Below are 16,519 nucleotides of genomic sequence, written 5' to 3'. Positions count from 1 at the left end.
CCCTGCGGGGGATCCCGGCCGGCCGGCCGCCGGGGCGACCGGGGCCGCCCCGGCGGCCGGTCAGGACTCCGACAGGCGGCGGGCGACCTCGGTGGCCCAGTAGGTGAGGATGAGCTGCGCGCCGGCGCGGCGGAACGAGATGAGGGTCTCCATGATGGCGCGGTCGCGGTCGAGCCAGCCATTGGCGGCGGCGGCCTCGACCATGGCGTACTCGCCGCTGACCTGGTAGGCGGCGACCGGCACGTCGACCTCGTCGGCGACGCGGCGCACGATGTCGAGGTAGGCGAGGCCGGGCTTGACCATGACCATGTCGGCGCCCTCGGCGAGGTCGAGCCGCACCTCGCGCAGCGCCTCCCCGGCATTGGCCGGGTCCTGCTGGTAGGAGGAGCGGTCGCCGAAGCGCGGCGCGCACTCCGCCGCCTCGCGGAACGGACCGTAGAAGGCCGAGGAGTACTTGACGGAGTAGGCCAGCACCGCCGTCTCGGTGTGGCCGGCGCCGTCCAGGGCGCGGCGGATCGCCGCCACCTGGCCGTCCATCATGCCGCTCGGGCCCACCACCTGCGCCCCGGCGTCAGCCTGCGCCACCGCGATGGAGGCGTACCGCTCCAGGGTGGCGTCGTTGTCGACCTCGCCGCCGGGGGTGAGCACCCCGCAGTGGCCGTGGGAGGTGTACTCGTCCAGGCAGAGGTCGGCCATCAGCACGGTGGCGTCGCCGAGGTCGGCGGTGAGATCGCGCAGCGCCTGCTGCACGATGCCGTCGGGGTCGTCGGCCGCCGAGCCCCGCTCGTCCTTGGCCTGCGGGATGCCGAACAGGATCAGCCCGCCCACCCCGGCCGCCGTCGCCTCGTGCGCCGCCTTGCGCAGGCTGTCGCGGGTGTGCTGCACCACTCCGGGCATCGACGGCACCGGCTGCGGCTCGCCGATGCCCTCCTTGACGAACATCGGCAGGATCAGCTCGGCCGGGTCCAGCCGGGTCTGGGCCACCAGGCGGCGCATCGCGGGGGTGCGGCGCAGCCTCCTGGGCCGCGCCTGCGGGAATCCGGCGTCCGCGTAGCGGCTCATGTGGTCTTCCTCCGTCCACGTCGCATCTGGCTGGGCCTGCGCACCGCCTGGCCGGCCTCGACCTGCCTGCGGCGGTGCTCGGCGCCGAACTCCGCCAGCGCGGCGGCCAGTTCGGCCACGGACGCACGCGGCGCCCGCACGTCGACCCGCAGACCGTACTCCTCGGCGGTCTTCGCGGTCTGCGGCCCGATGACCGCGATGGTGGTGACGTTGTGCGGCTTGCCCGCGATCCCCACCAGGTTGCGGACCGTGGAGGAGGAGGTGAACAGCACCGCGTCGAAGCCGCCGCCCTTGATGGCCTCGCGGATCGGCGCGGGCGGCGGGGCGGCGCGCACGGTGCGGTAGGCGGTGATGTCGTCGACCTCCCAGCCGAGCTTGCCCAGGCCGGCCGCGAGGGTCTCGGTGGCGATGTCGGCGCGCGGCAGCAGCACCCGCTCGATGGGGTCGAGTTCGGCGTCGTAGGGCGGCCAGACCCGCAGCAGCCCCTCGCTGGACTGCTCGCCGTCGGGCACCAGGTCGGCCCGGATGCCGAAGGCGGCCAGCGCGGCCGCGGTCTGCTCGCCGACGGCGGCGACCTTCACCCCGGCGAAGGCGCGTGCGTCCAGGCCGTACTCCTCGAAGCGCTCCCGGATGGCGCGCACCGCGTTGACGGAGGTGAAGGCGACCCACTGGTAGCGGCCGGTGACCAGGCCGCGCACGGCCCGCTCCATCTGCTGGGGGGTGCGCGGCGGCTCCACCGAGATGGTGGGCACCTCCTCGGGCACCGCGCCGTAGGAGCGCAGCTGCTCCGACAGCCCGGCCGCCTGCTCCTTGGTGCGCGGCACCAGCACGCGCCAGCCGTACAGCGGCTTGGACTCGAACCAGGACAGTTCGTCGCGGCGCGCCACGGCCTCGCCGACGATGACCAGCGCCGGGCCGGACACCCCCACCTTGCGGGACTCCGACGCGACCGCGCCCAGGGTGGAGACCAGGGTGGTCTGCTCGGTGGTGGTGCCCATCTGCACCACGGCCACCGGCGTCTCGGCGGGCCGCCCGGCCGCCTGCACCCGCTTGGCGAGGTCGTCGAGGACCGGCTCGGCGAAGAACACCACCAGGGTGGCGGTGCCGGATCCGGCCCGCTCCCAGTCGACGGTGCCGTCGCCGGCGTCCAGCACCCGCACCTCGCCGGAGGCGGCGCTGAGCGGGATCCCCGCGTAGGCGGCCACGGCGGTGGCGGCGGGCACGCCCGGCACCACCTCGACCGGCACCCCGGCCGCCCGGCAGGCGGCGGCGAGGCCGGCGCCGTCGCAGAAGAAGAAGGGGTCGCCGCTGTACAGGCGCACCACCCGGCGGCCCTCGCCGGCGGCGGCCACCGCCAGCCGCTCGGCCTCCTCCCGGCCGATCTCGCCGGTGTCGACGATCTCGGCCTCGGCGGCGCAGTGGCGCAGCACCGGCTCGCGGTAGCCGGCGAGCCGCTCGGAGGCGACCTCGCGCTGCGTCAGCACCAGGTCGGCGCCGCGCAGCGCGCGCACCGCGCGCAGGGTCAGCAGCTCGTCGTCGCCGGGGCCGATGCCCACCAGCCACACGCCGCCGGAGCGCCAGCGGTCCTCGCGTGCGCCCGTGCCCGCGGACGCGGCCTCGGCGGCGTCCCGTCCGGCGTCGGAATCCGTTGCCGGTGCCTGGTCCATCGCGGAACTCACCGTGGCTTCCCTCCCATCAGCGCGTCGGCCCCCCGTTCGAGCATCCGCTCGGCGAGGGCCCGCCCCAGTTCGGCGGCCGAACCGACGTCGGCGCTCATCTCCATCCGCACCCGGTCGGTGCCGTCGACCGCGATCACGGCGGCGCGCAGGTCGAGCCGCCCGCCGCTCTCGGACGCGTACGCGCCCACCGGCGCCGAGCAGCCGGCCTCCAGCACCGCCAGCACGGTGCGCTCGGCGGTGACGGCCCGCCGGGTGGCGGGGTCGTCGAGCGCACCGAGCAGTTCTACCAGGTCGGGCCGGTCGGCTCGGCACTCCACGGCGAGCGCGCCCTGTCCGGGGGCGGGCAGCATCCGGTCGTCGTCCAGGACTTCGGTGACCTCGGCCAGCCTGCCGATCCGGCGCAGGCCCGCGTGCGCCAGCACCACGGCGTCCAGCTCGCCGGAGGCGACCTTGCCCAGGCGGGTGTCGGCATTGCCGCGGATCGGCACGTAGGCGAGGTCGGGGCGGATGGCGGCCAGCTGCGCCACCCGGCGCGGCGCGCCGGTGCCGACCCGCGCGCCCGGCGGAAGCGCTGTGAGGTCGGCGCCGCCGCGGGCGCACAGCGCGTCGCGGTGGTCGTCGCGGGCGGGCACGGCCGCCAGGGCCAGGCCCTCGGGCGCCGCGGTGGGCAGGTCCTTGAGGGAGTGGACGGCGAAGTCGATCTCGTCGGCCAGCAGCTTGTCGCGGAGCGCGCTGACGAACACGCCCGTGCCGCCGAGCTGGGCGAGGTGGGTGGTGGTGACGTCGCCGTAGGTGGTGACGCCGACCAGCTCCACGGCGGCGCCGGTGCGCTCGGTGAGCGCGTCGGCGACGGCCTGGGACTGGGTGGTGGCCATCAGGCTGCGGCGGGTGCCCAGCCGCAGCGGCGGGCCGCCGGGGCGGTGTGTCGGACTCATCGGTTCTTCTCCCGTCGCGCGGCGGCGCCGCGCGGTCGGCGGGCGAGGCGGGGGCCGGCCGGCGTCATGGCCGGGGGTCCGGCGGGCCGCCGGCCGGGGACGCGTCGGTGCGGGGGGACGGTGGCCGGGCGGCCTCCGGGGCGCGCAGGTCGTCGATGCGGGCGCGGCTCACCGCGTCGGGCGCGGCGGTGTCGAGCGCGAACAGCTCCCGCAGGGCCGCCTCGTAGGAGTCGCCGCCGGGGCCGCCGGCCAGCTCCTTGACCCGCACGGTGGGCTGGTGCAGCAGCTTGTCGGCCACCCGGCGCAGCGCGCGGGTGATCTCGCCGCGGGTGCGGTCGTCCAGGCCGGGCAGCCGGCCCTGCAGGCGCTCGATCTCGGCGTCGACCACCAGCTTGGCTCTGCCGCGCAGCGCGACGATGGTGGGGGCGACGCGGGCGGTGCGCTGCTCGGTGAGGAAGGCGGCGACCTCGTCGGCGACGATGGCGCGCACCGCTTGGATGTCGGCGGCGCGCCCGGCCGCGTCGGCGCCGCGGTCGGCGGTGGCGGCCTGGAGTTCGGCGAGGTTCACCAGAACGGCGCCCGGCACCTGGGCGGCGGCCGGGTCGACGTCGTGGGGCAGGGCGAGGTCGAGCAGCACCAGCGGACGCTCGGGGCGGCCGGCCAGCGCGGAGCGGACCGCGTCGGCCGTGATCACGGTGCCCTGCGCGCCGGTGCAGGAGATCACCAGGTCGGCGTCGGCGAGGGCGGCTCCGGCCTCGGCGAAGGGCACCGCCTGCGCGGACATGCCCTCGAAGCCCTCGCCCAGGCACTCGGCCAGCCGCTCGGCGCGGGAGTGGGTGCGGTTGGCGACGGTAAGGCGGGTAACGCCGCGCCTGGCCAGGGTGCTCGCGGCGAGCGCGCTCATCGAGCCGGCCCCCACGACGAGGGTGTGCAGGCCGGGCAGCGGGCCCAGCGAGCGGCCCGCCACGGTGAGGCCGAGGGCGACGAGGTCGGCACCGGCGTGGTCGATGTGGGTCTCGGTGTGGGCGCGCTTGCCGACGCGCAGCGCCCGCTGGCCGAGTTCGTTGAGGGTGCGGCCCATGACGCCCTCGGCCTGCGCGGTCTTGATCGCCTCGCGGACCTGGCCGAGGATCTGCCCCTCGCCGACGACCATGGAGTCGAGTCCGCAGACGACGGAGAACAGGTGCTGCACCGCCTGGTCCTCGTAGTGGACGTAGAGCGAGGCGGTGAGTTCGTCCAGCGGGATGCCGGTGTGCCAGGACAGCAGCTCGGAGACGGCGGCGACGCCGCCGTGGAAGCGGTCGACCGCGGCGTAGACCTCCACCCGGTTGCAGGTGGAGACGGCCATCACCTCGGCCACCGAGGACGCGGCGTGCAGGTCGGTGAGCATCTTGACCAGCGGTTCGCCGGTGAGCGCGGCCCGCTCCAGCAGCGCCACCGGGGCGCTGCGGTGGCTCAGTCCGACGACCAGGACGCTCATCGGCCCTCCTCCTCTGCGGCGTCGACCGCGTCGACCGGGATCCGGCCCCCGACGCGCTCGGGCGGGGCCGGGGGCGGCTCGACGGAGACGTTCCAGTCGGGCCCGAGGGCGCCGGCCGCCTTGCGCTGCTCGTGGAAGGCGAGGATCTGCAGCTCGATGGAGAGGTCGACCTTGCGGACGTCGACACCCTCCGGCACGTTCAAAACTACCGGGGCGAAATTGAGGATGCTGGTGACTCCGGCCGACACGAAACGGTCGCAGACGGTCTGCGCGCCCGCGGCGGAGGTGGCGATGACCCCGATGGACACCCGCCGCTGCCGCACCACCGCCTCCAGCTGGTCGGAGTGCTCGACCCTCAGCCCGGCCACCTCCGCTCCCACCAGGGACTCCTGGACGTCGAGCAGGGCGGCGATCCGGAAGCCCCGCGAGACGAATCCGCCGTAGTTGGCCAGCGCGCGTCCAAGGTTACCGGCGCCGACGATGGCCACCGCCCAGTCCTGGGTGAGGCCCAGCTCACGGGAGATCTGGTAGATCAGGTACTCGACGTCGTAGCCGACGCCGCGGGTGCCGTAGGAGCCCAGGTGGGAGAGGTCCTTGCGCAGCTTGGCGGAGTTCACCCCCGCCGCGGCGGCCAGCTCCTCCGAGGAGACGGTGGGCACGCCCCGGTCGGTGAGGCCGTGCAGCGCCCGCAGGTAGACCGGCAGCCGTGCGACCGTTGCCTCCGGGATGCCCCGGTCGCGGGGCCGGGAAGACGGGCGTGTCACGGGGTTCCACTCCTGGCGGTGTGACGGGACCGCCGGCCCGCGCGGTCCCGGCCGCCCCGGCGGCGCGGCGGCCGCAGCCGTCGGGCTGGCCGCCTGGGAACTGCGGGCGCCGGCGGTGTGAGCCGGTCTCGCCGCCAGGTTATGTCCTTGTGAACGCACGCACAAAGCGGGGGTGAACAGTGGGCCACGAGCACCGGCCGCGCGGACCTGGGGCGACGTGGGCACCGACGGGCCGCCGCCCGGCCGGCGCGGCCGGCTTAGGCCGCGTGGTGTGACCGACGCGACACCGCGCGGACGTGCGGCGACGGGCCGGGCGGCCGATCCGGGCGCACTGCGTGCGGTCGTCCGCGCACAGCGTGTGCTCGCCGGGGTGCTGCGTGCGGTCGGCACGGCGCTCACCGCCCGGCGGCGAGCGCCCGGCGCAGGCGCTCCGGTTCGACCCGCCAGAAGTCGTGCGGCCGCCCGTCGACGAAGACGACCGGGATCTTGTCCCAGTACTCGTCGCGTTCGCGCTGCGGCGCCTCGGTGAGGTCGCGCTCCGTCCACGCCACACCCAGCTCGGCGGCCACCTCAGCGACGACCCTCCTGGCGTCGTCGCACAGATGACAGCCCGGCTTGCCCAGCAGCGCGATCCTCGGCGCCGCCCGCCCGTCGTGCCCGGTCATCTCCGCTCCCCTGCTCGCTCCTACGGGACCGCCCGCCGGTCCCGCCCGTTCACGATGCCACGGGCCGGCCGCGGCCGGCCCGCTCAGCCCGGGTCGTCCACAGCCCGGCGGCCGGCGCCCCGAAGTCGTCCACAGCCGCCATCGCGGCCTTGCGCGGCGGTGCCCGCGGCCCCATACGGGAGGGTGGCCGCCGCGCCGTCGAGCAGGGTCGGCGCGGCCGGTTCAAAGATGCTGCGCCCGCGGCGGATGCCGCGGGCGGGCGAAGTGCCCGACCCGGTCGCGCCGCTCCTCTGCCTGGCGAATCCGCCCCCGCCGAGCCGGGGGCGGGACGCGAGCCGCCGACTCGGTCAGACCCCTCCGGTGACGCCGAGGGCGGCCAGCACGTCCGGGGCGGCCTCGGCGCTGGTGAGCTGGAGTTCGATCACGCTGCTGCCCGCGACGCAGAGCCGGGACAGCTCCGCGAAGCGGCGCATGTGCGGGGTGGCGAGGTGGCGCTCGTAGGCGGGGCGGTCGCGGTAGAGCGCGTACACGATGCGCTGCTGCGGGGCGGCGGGCACGGTGTGGCAGGCGTAGATGAGGGTGTCGGGCCCGGAGCGGCCGGTCTCGGCGGCGGCCTGCGCCATGATCTCGTCGAAGGACGCGTTCTGCCCGGGCTGCACGCTGTAGATCGTGATCATGCCGTACAGCGGCCGGGGCGGCCGCGCGGCGGCGGGCGGTCCCGCCGGCGCGCTCAGGCTCGCGTCCGGCGGTGCGGCCGCGGCTGCGCGGTGGCGACGGCCCCGCGGCGGCGGGGGCGGGGGTTCGGGTTCGGGTTCGGGCTCCGGTTCGGCGCGCAGGCCGGCGTGGTCGTCGCGGTAGTCGTCGAAGCCGTCGTCGTCGTACCCGTCGTCGTAGCCGACGCTCTCCACGTAGCCGGTGCCCTCGTCGTAGTCGTAGTCGTAGTCGTCGTCGTCGGCCGCCCTGCGGCCGCGCCGCGCGCGCTGCCGGCCGCGCGCCGGGCGCCGGGCGCCCGACAGCCCCTGGCGCACCCGGGCGGGCACCGTCCAGACCAGGCCGACGGCGGCCGTCAGCAGCAGCAGCCCGAACACGCCCAGGCCCAGCCGGCTCACCAGGATCTGCAGGACGGCGGCGCCCGCCGCCAGTCCGAGCCCGATCAGCACCGGCAGCATCTCGGCGGCGCCCTCGCGCACCCGCAGCCCGAAGCGGATCACCGCCGCCACGATCACCCCGCACACGAAGACGTGCACCAGGGTGAGCACGGCGTTGGGCAGCAGGTCGTAGTGGTCTCCGGGCGTGGGCAGCGCGGCCTCGAAAGCGCCCTGCACCGGGTCGAGCAGCAGCACCACGGCCGGGACCAGCACGAGGAAGCTCAGCGCGAGGCGGGCGGCCCAGCGCAGCCGCAGCCGGGGCGCGGACAGCTCCACGATGGCCCAGGCCAGCGCGAGCGGCGCGAACAGGCCCGCGCCCAGCTGGTAGAAGCGGAAGATCGGCGCGTTGAAGCCGACCGCGTACCCCGCGGCCGCCGCGCTGAGCGCGAGCGCCATGCCGGCCATCGCCGCCAGCCAGCCGCCGTGGGAGAGTCGCGGCTCTCTGGACAGCAGCGATCCGAGAACGGCGGTGCCGCTCCACGCGATCAGGGCGCCGATGAAGGCGATCACTATCCCGAGCATCACCGCTAATAATGCTGCACCCGCCGCTGCGGCGCAGCGCCGAGCCTCGACCGCCGCCCCCGCACGCCCCGGGGCCACCGCCGGCGCCCGCGCCGCCCGGCCCGCCGCCCCGCACCCGGCGGCCGCGCCGCCGAGGGGGCCGCCGCCCCGGTGACCGGGGGCGCGCCGCGGCGAAGCCCGCAGGCAGTGCCCGCGATCCGCCCCGCCCCGCGCGAGCGGCCGGACGCCGCCGTTGGCGGGGCCGGCCGCACGGGTTCCACATCACACGTGATCTACGTCACCCTTTGCCTGCGCATTGAGCGGACTCGGGCGGTCCCCAACAAAAAGGGCCGTAGGCTCGACCCCATGAGGGGCCCATTCCGACGCCGTACCGCACGCCGCGCCGTGGTGGCCGGCGAGGCATCGGCGGCAGCAGCCGAGGCGACGGCACTGCTCGACCAAGGCGAGCCCGCGAGTTCCAGCGCGGCCTTCTTCGACGTCGACAACACCCTGATGCGCGGCGCCTCCATCTACCACTTCGCCCGAGGGCTGGCCGCACGCGACCTCTTCACCACCCGCGACCTCGCCAAGTTCGCCTGGGGCCAGGTGGTCTTCCGCATCAGCGGCAACGAGCAGCCCGAGCACATCCACGCCGCCCGCGAGGCGGCGCTGGCCTTCGTGGCGGGCCACAAGGTCAGCGACCTCGTCACCCTCTGCGAGGACATCTTCGACGACACCATGGCCGACCGCATCTGGGAGGGCTCCCGGCGGCTGGCCCAGCGCCACCTCGACTCCCAGCAGCGGGTCTGGCTCGTCACCGCCACCCCGGTGGAACTGGCCAACATCCTCACCCGCCGCCTGGGCTACAGCGGCGCGCTCGGCACCGTCGCCGAGTCGCGCGACGGCGTCTACACCGGCCGCCTGGTCGGCGAGCTGCTGCACGGCCCGGCCAAGGCGGAGGCGGTGCGCGCGCTGGCCAAGCGCGAGGGCCTGGACCTCACCCGCTGCTCCGCCTACAGCGACTCCTACAACGACCTCCCGCTGCTCAAGCTGGTCGGCCGCCCGCACGCCGTGAACCCCGACAGCGACCTGCGCCGCTACGCCGAGCAGGAGGGCTGGCCCATCCACGAGTTCCGCCGCGCCCGCAGCGCGGCCCGCGCCATGCTCCCCACCGCCATGCTGCTCGGCGGGGTGGCCTGCGGTATCGCCGCCGGGGTGGCGCTCAGCCGCCGGCTGCGCGAGAGCTGAGCCGCCCGCTTAGCCGGGCACCAGCCCCGACACCCCCGAACCCGCCTCGCCCTGGTGCGTCCGGACGCCGCCGAAGCCGTGCCCGGCCAGCGCGGCCGACACCGCGGCCAGGACCCGCCCGCCGTCCGCCGGCCCGCCGCCGTAGAGCACGTACAGCCGCCCGCCCGAACGCAGCGCCGCCCGCAGCACGGCCAACTCCCGGGCGGGCGAACGCGTCCAGAACAGGTTCACGTTCACGGTGAACGCCGTGTCGAAGCTCCCCGGCGGCAGGTCCAGGCCGCCGAGTTCACCCTGGCGCACCTCCAGCCGCCCGGACGCGACGTGCTCGGCATTGCGCGCGGTGGTGCGGCGCACCGCTACGGCCGAGCGGTCCACCGCCAGCATCCGCCCATCATCCAGCAGATCGCAGACCAGCCGCGCCGCCACGCCGGGCCCGCAGCCGGCCTCAAGCACCCGGTCGCCCGGCCGGACGCCGAGCAGGCCGACCGCCCACCGGATCCGCGCGGGCGGCCCGGCGACGCGCACGCTCACCCGGGGTCGCGCCGGAAGACGCTGCCCCGCTCCACCACCAGCCGGCTCAGCTGCTGCTGGATGGTGTCGCGCACCTCGTTGGTGAGGTTGAAGACGGCGACGGGGTCGTCGGCCGAGGCGCGGTCGAAGTCGGCGGTGTCGATCGGCGCGCCGAACTCGATGATCCAGCGGGTGGGCAGCGGGATGGCGCCCAGCGGGCCGAGCAGCGGGAAGATCGGGGTGATCGGGAAGTACGGCACGCCGAGCAGCCGGGCCAGCGGCCGCAGGTCGCCGATCTTGGGGTAGATCTCCTCGGCGCCCACGATCGCGCACGGCACGATCGGCGCGTGCGCGCGGATCGCGGCGGTGGCGAAGCCGCCGCGGCCGAAGCGCTGCAGCCGGTAGCGGTCGCGGAAGGGCTTGCCGATGCCCTTGTAGCCCTCGGGGAAGACGCCGACCAGCTCGCCGTCGGCCAGCAGCCGGGCCGCGTCGGCCGGGGCGGCGAGGGTGTGCCCGCCCTTCCTGACCAGGTGCGACAGCACCGGCATCTCGTAGACGATGTCGGCCACCAGCAGCCGCAGCCACCGTTCGGCGTAGTCGTGCACGGCGACCTGGAGCATGACCGCGTCGAAGGGGAGCACCCCGGAGTGGTTCGCCACCACGAGCGCCCCGCCGTCCATCGGGATGTTCTCCAGCCCGCGCAGCTCGATGGAGAACCAGCGCTCATAGGCCAGCCGCGCCGCCGGGAGCAGCACCCGCTCGGTCAGCTCGGGGTCGAAGCCGAAGTCGTCGACGGTGTAGTCGCCGGTCAGCCGGCGGCGCACGAAGCCAAGGAAGTCGGCGAGGCGCTCGTCGGCGCTGCGCGGCCGCGCGGGCTCGTCCGGCTCGGGCGGCGACTCGGCCCGGTGCGCGCCGGCCTCGCGGCGCGGCGGGGGCGGCGGCTGCGGCCCGGAAAGGCGGGCCGCCTCCCGCTCGGCGCGGCGGGAGCGCGGACGCAGCACGATGATCTTCGCGCCCTCGTCGCCGCCGGAGCCCCCGGACGCGGAGCCGTCGCCCCGGGTGGGGCCTGCGTCTGGCGGGTTCACTGCTCTCCCCCTACCCGCGGGGCCGCCGTGAGCGGCCTGGTGAGTCGGTCGAACAGCTCGGCCTGGCGGGCGCTGCCCATGCCGTGGGCGGCGAGGAAGGTGTCGTAGGCCTCCACGCAGCTGTAACGCGGCTTCCAGGCCAGGGTCTCCTCCAGCCGGGTGCCGTCCACCCCCCGACCGTGGCACAGCAGCCGCAGCTGCTCGGGCGAGTAGTCGGACAGGCCGCTGCCGCGGGCGAGGCCGGCCAGCATCCGCAGCCCGGGTTCGGGCACCGGCAGCTCGGCTCGGCCGGCCCGGCGCAGGCACTGCGAGAGCAGCATCATGCCGCGCGCGGTGGCGTTGAACACGCCGCTGTCGGCGCTGAAGGCCATCCGGCGGATGACCTCCACCCCGTCGTCGGTGTGGATGAACTGGATGCGGGGGTCGTGGCCGAGCACCCGGGGCACTACGGGCAGCCGCAGGTACCGGGTGAGCGGGGAGTCGACCCCGGGGCCCATGAAGTTCACGAAGCGCAGCACCGCGACGGAGATGTCGGAGCGGCGCCGCCGCAGCCCCCGGACGTACCTCTCGACCTCGACCGCGTCCCTGGCGTAGCCGGTGCGCGGCGCCTCGACGGGCTGCATGTCCTCGGTGTACAGCGACGGAGCCGAGGCGGCCGAGCCGTACACGGCGCTGGTGGAGCGCACCACCAGGCGCCGCACCGAGGCGGACTCCTGGCAGGCCGCCACCAGTTGCATGCCGGCGACGACGTTGTTCTCCTTCATCGGCCCCCGCCCGCCCGCGCTCTCGGGCATGGCGATCAGCCCGAGGTGGACGACGGTGTCGGGCCGGGCGTCGGCCACCACCCGGCCGAGGCCGGTGCCCTGGGGGTCGGTGCGGACGAACTCCATCCGGCCGAGCGGCCGCTCCGGCACCTGGAAGTCGACCCCGACGACGCGCTCGACGGACGGATCGGCCTGCAGCGCCCCGGCCACCTCCCGGCCGAGGTAGCGCGAGACCCCCGTGACCAGCACGGTGCGGGCCATCGCGGCTCCTCGGGTGGGTGGGTTTCGGCACCACGGCGGGGCCGGGCCCCGCGAGAGCGGGGAGCCTCCGCACGGGCGGGGCGGCCGGCTGCGCGGCGCCCCGGGCCCGACGGGCCTCCCCGGCGCGCTACTTCTTGTTGCGGCGCTGGATGCGGGTCTTCTTCAGCAGCTTGCGGTGCTTCTTCTTGGCCATCCGCTTGCGGCGCTTCTTAATCACAGAGCCCATGGGGCACCCCATTCGCTGGTACGGAAACGCTTGTCATGCCGCCGCCGGCGATTTTCGTGCGGCACAGCGAGCCGTACAGCGAAGAACACCACGAGAGCAGGCATGCGGCGCCGTCGCTGAAGCCGACACGGCACCCGAAGCCATAGCCTACCGTGTCTGATCGACCGGACCGCCCGCGCCGTGGGGCAGCGGAGCGATCCGGATCGGTGCGACTCAGCCCGCTTCGATGAAGGCGTCGTCGAGGTAATCGTGAACGGCCTGCTCAGGAACGCGGAACGAGCGCCCGACCCGTACCGCCGGCAGTTCACCGGAGTGCACCAGCCGGTAGACCGTCATCTTCGACACGCGCATGATCGCGGCCACTTCGGCCACCGTTAAGAACCTGACCTCGTTGAGAGACCTGTCTCCCTTGCCCATTCGACGCCTTCTTCCGCGTCGCACCGGATTACTCCGGTGACTCCCGTCACGCCCGGAGCGAGTCCGGTTCCGCCCCGGTTCACCGATCCCCTGGCGAACAGCGCGTCTCCCAGATCTCACTTCTGTCGTTCTTACCCACGTCCCGGTGTGTCGTCACGCGAGTCCGGCGGCGGCCAGGATATAGGCGGTCATCGGCCGGTAGTGGCTGGGAAGGACGTTGTCGTCCAGGGGCACGGCCACCGCCACGGTGCCCTCGGCGGCGCCCACGAACAGACCTGGGTCGTTGCAGTCGGCGAAGCCGATGGTCGGGATGCCGGCCTGGGCCGCCGCACCTGCGAATCCATGATCGGCGATGACCAAATCCGGCCAGAACCCGCCCCCGTCGGACTCCTCGAGTTCCTTCAGCATCGCCCGCATCGCGAAGGGGTCGTGGCTGTGCCGCAGCCGCACGCCGTCGCCGACGGCGCCGACCCCGCCGTGCCACTCCAGGGTCCGGGTCGGCAGCTCGTCGCCGACCCGCCGCACGCCGTAGCTGAAGCCGGCGGCCGGGGTGAGCCCGATCGCGCCCGCGCCGGTCATCGCGTCCAGCAGGGAGCGGTAGGTCTCCATCAGCGCGTCGGGGTGGCCGGTGGCGACCAGCACGTTGCCGCCGTCGCGCGCCACGCCGGCGATGAGGCCGGCGGCCGCCTCCAGCGCGTCGACCGTGCGCTCGGGGTCGATGGTGTCGGTGCCCCACTGGTGGCGCGGGTCGGGGCTGACCCCGCACATCTTGGCCATCACGTCCAGGATGTCGCCGAACTCCCAGTCGCGTTCGAAGGACAGGCCCAGTTTGAAGTAGGCGTCGCCGGCGGCGAGCTGGCGGTAGTGCTTGAGGTTGTTCTGCCGCGGGGTGTCGACCTCGCCGGCGATGCGGGTCCGGACGAGGTGCCGGACCAGCTCCTCGCGCGTGGGCGCGCCGGGCGCTCCGCCGTCCACTGCCGGGTCCATGGGCCGCCCTTCGCTACAGGTTCGGGTCGATACCGTGCGCCGGGAACACCTCGACCCGGGTGGCCTGGATGGCGCGGTCGACCGGGTCGGCGGGGTCGTATCCCTGCTCGAAGGGACGGTACTCGGGTGTACGCCCGTCCGTCATGGTCAGCGGCGCGAATTCGCGCAGTTTCCGGCGGGCCAGTTCCTGCCAGTCCTTGGGCGTCTCGGTGGCCGGCGCGATCGGCCGGCCCGCCGCCTCGGCCAGCAGGTGGGTCCAGGCCCGCGGCACCACCTGCACCAGCTCGTAGCCGCCGCCCCCGGCCAGCACCCACTTGCCGCCGGCCGCCTCGTGGGCCAGCTCGTGCAGGGCGGCGTAGGCGGCGCGCTGGCCGTCGACGCTCAGCATCAGGTGGGCCAGCGGGTCCAGCGCGTGGCTGTCGCAGCCCTGCTGGGTGACGAGCACGTCGGGCCGGAAGTTGCGCACCAGCGGCGGGACCACGGCGTGGAAGGCGCGCAGCCAGCCCTCGTCGCCGGTACCGGCCGGCAGCGCGACGTTCACGGCGGTGCCCTCGGCGCGGGGGCCGCCGCTCTCCGAGGGCATGCCGGTGCCGGGGAACAGGGTGCGCGGCGACTCGTGCAGGCTGATCGTCAGCACCCGGGGGTCGTCGTAGAACATGGTCTGCACGCCGTCGCCGTGGTGCACGTCGACGTCGACGTAGGCGATGCGCTGGGCGCCCTGCTCCAGCAGCCAGGCGATGGCGAGCGCGATGTCGTTGTAGACGCAGAAGCCCCAGGCGCTGGCCGGCATGGCGTGGTGCAGCCCGCCGGCGACATTGGCGGCGTGCTCGGCGGCGCCCGTCCACACCGCGCGGGCCGCCGCAACGGAACCGCCCGCGACCAGCGCGGAGGCGTCGTGCATATTGGCGAAGACGGGGTTGTCGGGGGTGCCGAGGCCGAAGGCGCCGTTGGGGCGCAGGGTGGAGCCGGCCTCCTTGACCGCCGAGATGTAGCTGCGGTCGTGCAGCAGTTCGAGCAGGTCGTCGTCGGCCGGCTCGAAGCCGGCCCGGACGACCCCGTCGAGGTCGAAGACGCCCAGGGTGTGCGCCAGCTCCATGGTGAGCTCCACCCGCACGGGGGCGAGGGGGTGCGAGGGCCCGAAGTTGTAGGAGGTCAGCCCATCCTGCCAGGACACCTGCAACGAGTGGCTCATCTGTCCTCCAGCCCGCCGCCGGACTCGGCGGTACCAGGCGGTGTCGACGGGAATTCCGACCACGCTAGCCGCTGCCCCGGCCGCGGCGGCGCGCGGGGTGGCGGCTGGGGCGGCGGGCCGCCCGGCTCACTCCCCGGCCAGTTCCGCGCCGCGGTCGCGCGCCTTGACGATGGCGTCCAGGACGGCGCTGCGCACCCCGCGCCGCTCCAGTTCGGCGACGGCCGCCGCGGTGGTGCCGCCCGGCGAGGTGACGGCCTCGCGCAGCACAGCGGGGTGCTCGCCGGAGTCGCGCATCAGCGTGGCGGCGCCGGTGAGGGTCTGCAGGGTCAGCTCGCGGGCGGTGGCGCGCGGCAGCCCCATGGTGACCCCGGCGTCGATCATGGACTCGGCCAGGTAGTAGACGTAGGCCGGGCCGCTGCCCGACAGCGCCGTGGCGGCGTCCTGGTGCCGCTCGGGCACCCGGGTGACGGTGCTGACCGCGCGCAGCAGCTCCTCGGTCTGCACCAGGTGCTCCTCGGTGGCGTGGCTGCCCGCCGAGATGACGCTCGCCCCCTGGCCGACCAGCATCGGCGTGTTCGGCATCACCCGCACCACCGGGGTGGCCGGCAGCCACTCCTCGATGGTGGCGGTGCGCACCCCGGCGGCGATCGAGATCGCCAGCCGGACCGCCCCGGCGTGCGGCGCGATCTCGGCCAGCAGCGCCGGCATGTCCTGCGGCTTCACCGCGAGCAGCAGGGTCTCGGCGGCGGCCGCCGCCTCGGTGTTGGCCAGCGCCTTGACGCCGTAGCTCTCCAGCAGCTCCGCGCAGCGCTCGGGGCGCGCGTCGGAGACGACGACGTCCGCGGGGTCGTGGCCGGAGCGCAGCAGCCCCGACAGCAGCGCCTCGCCCATCTTCCCGGCGCCCAGAATGGCAATCATGGGAATCCAGCGTAGTTGCTCCCCGGCGGCCGCGCGGGCGCGCCGCGCTCCGCCGGCCCTCAGGGGTCCAGGTAGCGCTGGATGGTGGGCCCGACCAGGGCGGCGATCTCGTCGTCGGAGGCCGAGGCCACCGGTTCGAGCCGGATCACCGAGCGGACCACCGCCAGGCCGACCAGCTGGGATGCCACCGCGTTCGCGCGCAGCAGCGGCACCCCCAGAGCGGCGCAGACCGGTTCCAGCAGCTCGCGGGTCATCGCCGAGCGCATCAGCTCGGCGACGCCGCTGTTGGTGGTGGCGGCGCGCAGCAGGCCGAGCACCCGCCGCTCGATCTCGGGGTCGCGCCACAGCCGCAGCGCGTGCCTGATCAGCCTGTCGCCGACCTGCTCCCTGGGCCCGTCCAGGATGGCCGCCCGGATGGACGACGGCTGCACCGGCAGCTCCAGCGCCTCGGTGAAGACGCCCTCCTTGGTACCGAAGAAGTGGTGCACCAGCGCCGGGTCGACGTCGGCGGCGCGGGCGATGGCCCGCACCGAGGTGGCGTCGTAGCCGCGCTCGCCGAACAGGCGGCGGGCGGCGTCCAGGATCGCGGCGCGGGTGGCGGTGGGGCCGGGCCGGCGGCCGGCCCTGGGCGCGGTCGGCGCGGCGTCGGCCGGGTCGGGCATGGCGGGAGGGGCCGC

The 16,519-nt window shown here is 75.2% G+C and carries 17 protein-coding genes; 1 reads left to right on the top strand and 16 read right to left on the bottom strand.

Going from position 1 to position 16,519, the window contains the following annotated elements:
• Window positions 1-60: 60 nt before the first annotated feature.
• From hemB to CLV72_RS12425, 7 genes are all read right to left on the bottom strand, one after another.
• The gene (gene hemB / locus CLV72_RS12455) at window positions 61-1,062 is read right to left on the bottom strand and encodes a porphobilinogen synthase (protein ID WP_106244893.1); all 1,002 of its coding nucleotides are present in this window, start codon (window positions 1,060-1,062) and stop codon (window positions 61-63) included.
• Window positions 1,059-2,729 (bottom strand): bifunctional uroporphyrinogen-III C-methyltransferase/uroporphyrinogen-III synthase, encoded by a 1,671-nt coding sequence (locus tag CLV72_RS12450; protein ID WP_106244891.1) that lies wholly within the window; start codon window positions 2,727-2,729, stop codon window positions 1,059-1,061. The genes hemB and CLV72_RS12450 overlap by 4 nt, the downstream gene beginning before the upstream one ends.
• Window positions 2,730-2,737: 8 nt before the next feature.
• On the bottom strand, window positions 2,738-3,676 hold the full coding sequence (gene hemC / locus CLV72_RS12445; RefSeq protein WP_106244889.1) for a hydroxymethylbilane synthase: 939 nt from the start codon (window positions 3,674-3,676) through the stop codon (window positions 2,738-2,740).
• A gap of 64 nt (window positions 3,677-3,740) precedes the next feature.
• Complete coding sequence (locus CLV72_RS12440; protein WP_106244886.1) at window positions 3,741-5,156, bottom strand: glutamyl-tRNA reductase; 1,416 nt, start codon at window positions 5,154-5,156, stop codon at window positions 3,741-3,743.
• Window positions 5,153-5,920, bottom strand: coding sequence for a redox-sensing transcriptional repressor Rex (locus tag CLV72_RS12435; protein WP_106244883.1), 768 nt, complete (start codon window positions 5,918-5,920; stop codon window positions 5,153-5,155). Before CLV72_RS12435 ends, CLV72_RS12440 begins: the two co-directional genes overlap by 4 nt.
• Before the next feature lie 395 nt (window positions 5,921-6,315).
• The gene (locus tag CLV72_RS12430) at window positions 6,316-6,585 is read right to left on the bottom strand and encodes a glutaredoxin family protein (RefSeq protein ID WP_106244880.1); all 270 of its coding nucleotides are present in this window, start codon (window positions 6,583-6,585) and stop codon (window positions 6,316-6,318) included.
• A gap of 347 nt (window positions 6,586-6,932) precedes the next feature.
• A complete protein-coding gene (locus CLV72_RS12425; protein ID WP_146159435.1) occupies window positions 6,933-8,255 on the bottom strand; it encodes a putative quinol monooxygenase in 1,323 nt (440 codons plus the stop codon).
• A 345-nt stretch (window positions 8,256-8,600) separates the two neighbouring features.
• Here CLV72_RS12425 and CLV72_RS12420 point away from each other — a divergent pair, with 345 nt between their 5' ends.
• On the top strand, window positions 8,601-9,482 hold the full coding sequence (locus CLV72_RS12420; RefSeq protein ID WP_106244875.1) for an HAD family hydrolase: 882 nt from the start codon (window positions 8,601-8,603) through the stop codon (window positions 9,480-9,482).
• Window positions 9,483-9,491: 9 nt separating this feature from the next.
• Here the strand turns inward: CLV72_RS12420 and CLV72_RS12415 are convergent, their stop codons facing one another.
• From CLV72_RS12415 to CLV72_RS12375, 9 genes are all read right to left on the bottom strand, one after another.
• Window positions 9,492-10,013 carry a class I SAM-dependent methyltransferase gene (locus CLV72_RS12415; RefSeq protein WP_211302835.1) on the bottom strand — a complete coding sequence of 174 codons (522 nt, stop codon included), beginning with the start codon at window positions 10,011-10,013 and terminating at the stop codon, window positions 9,492-9,494.
• Entirely contained in the window at window positions 10,010-11,077 is a 1,068-nt protein-coding gene (locus CLV72_RS12410; RefSeq protein WP_245930126.1) for a lysophospholipid acyltransferase family protein, read from the bottom strand. Before CLV72_RS12410 ends, CLV72_RS12415 begins: the two co-directional genes overlap by 4 nt.
• On the bottom strand, window positions 11,074-12,102 hold the full coding sequence (locus tag CLV72_RS12405; protein ID WP_106244873.1) for an NAD-dependent epimerase/dehydratase family protein: 1,029 nt from the start codon (window positions 12,100-12,102) through the stop codon (window positions 11,074-11,076). The genes CLV72_RS12410 and CLV72_RS12405 overlap by 4 nt, the downstream gene beginning before the upstream one ends.
• Window positions 12,103-12,229: 127 nt before the next feature.
• Window positions 12,230-12,328, bottom strand: a complete 99-nt coding sequence (locus CLV72_RS12400) for a 30S ribosomal protein bS22 (protein ID WP_018654693.1) — start codon at window positions 12,326-12,328, stop codon at window positions 12,230-12,232.
• A gap of 213 nt (window positions 12,329-12,541) precedes the next feature.
• Window positions 12,542-12,745 (bottom strand): helix-turn-helix domain-containing protein, encoded by a 204-nt coding sequence (locus CLV72_RS12395; RefSeq protein ID WP_106244871.1) that lies wholly within the window; start codon window positions 12,743-12,745, stop codon window positions 12,542-12,544.
• A gap of 153 nt (window positions 12,746-12,898) precedes the next feature.
• Window positions 12,899-13,732, bottom strand: coding sequence for a phosphatase (locus tag CLV72_RS12390; protein ID WP_106244869.1), 834 nt, complete (start codon window positions 13,730-13,732; stop codon window positions 12,899-12,901).
• Between the two features lie 13 nt (window positions 13,733-13,745).
• Complete coding sequence (locus CLV72_RS12385; RefSeq protein ID WP_106244867.1) at window positions 13,746-14,924, bottom strand: acetoin utilization protein AcuC; 1,179 nt, start codon at window positions 14,922-14,924, stop codon at window positions 13,746-13,748.
• Between the two features lie 126 nt (window positions 14,925-15,050).
• On the bottom strand, window positions 15,051-15,842 hold the full coding sequence (gene proC / locus CLV72_RS12380; RefSeq protein WP_106244865.1) for a pyrroline-5-carboxylate reductase: 792 nt from the start codon (window positions 15,840-15,842) through the stop codon (window positions 15,051-15,053).
• A gap of 59 nt (window positions 15,843-15,901) precedes the next feature.
• The gene (locus CLV72_RS12375) at window positions 15,902-16,504 is read right to left on the bottom strand and encodes a TetR/AcrR family transcriptional regulator (RefSeq protein ID WP_106244862.1); all 603 of its coding nucleotides are present in this window, start codon (window positions 16,502-16,504) and stop codon (window positions 15,902-15,904) included.
• Between the last annotated feature and the right edge of the window lie 15 nt (window positions 16,505-16,519).

The organism is Allonocardiopsis opalescens, assembly GCF_003002095.1.
GTDB classification, from domain to species: Bacteria; Actinomycetota; Actinomycetes; order Streptosporangiales; family Streptosporangiaceae; genus Allonocardiopsis; species Allonocardiopsis opalescens.
Note: the sequence above shows the minus strand (reverse complement) of the source record. Positions and strands in the feature narration are given on the sequence as shown.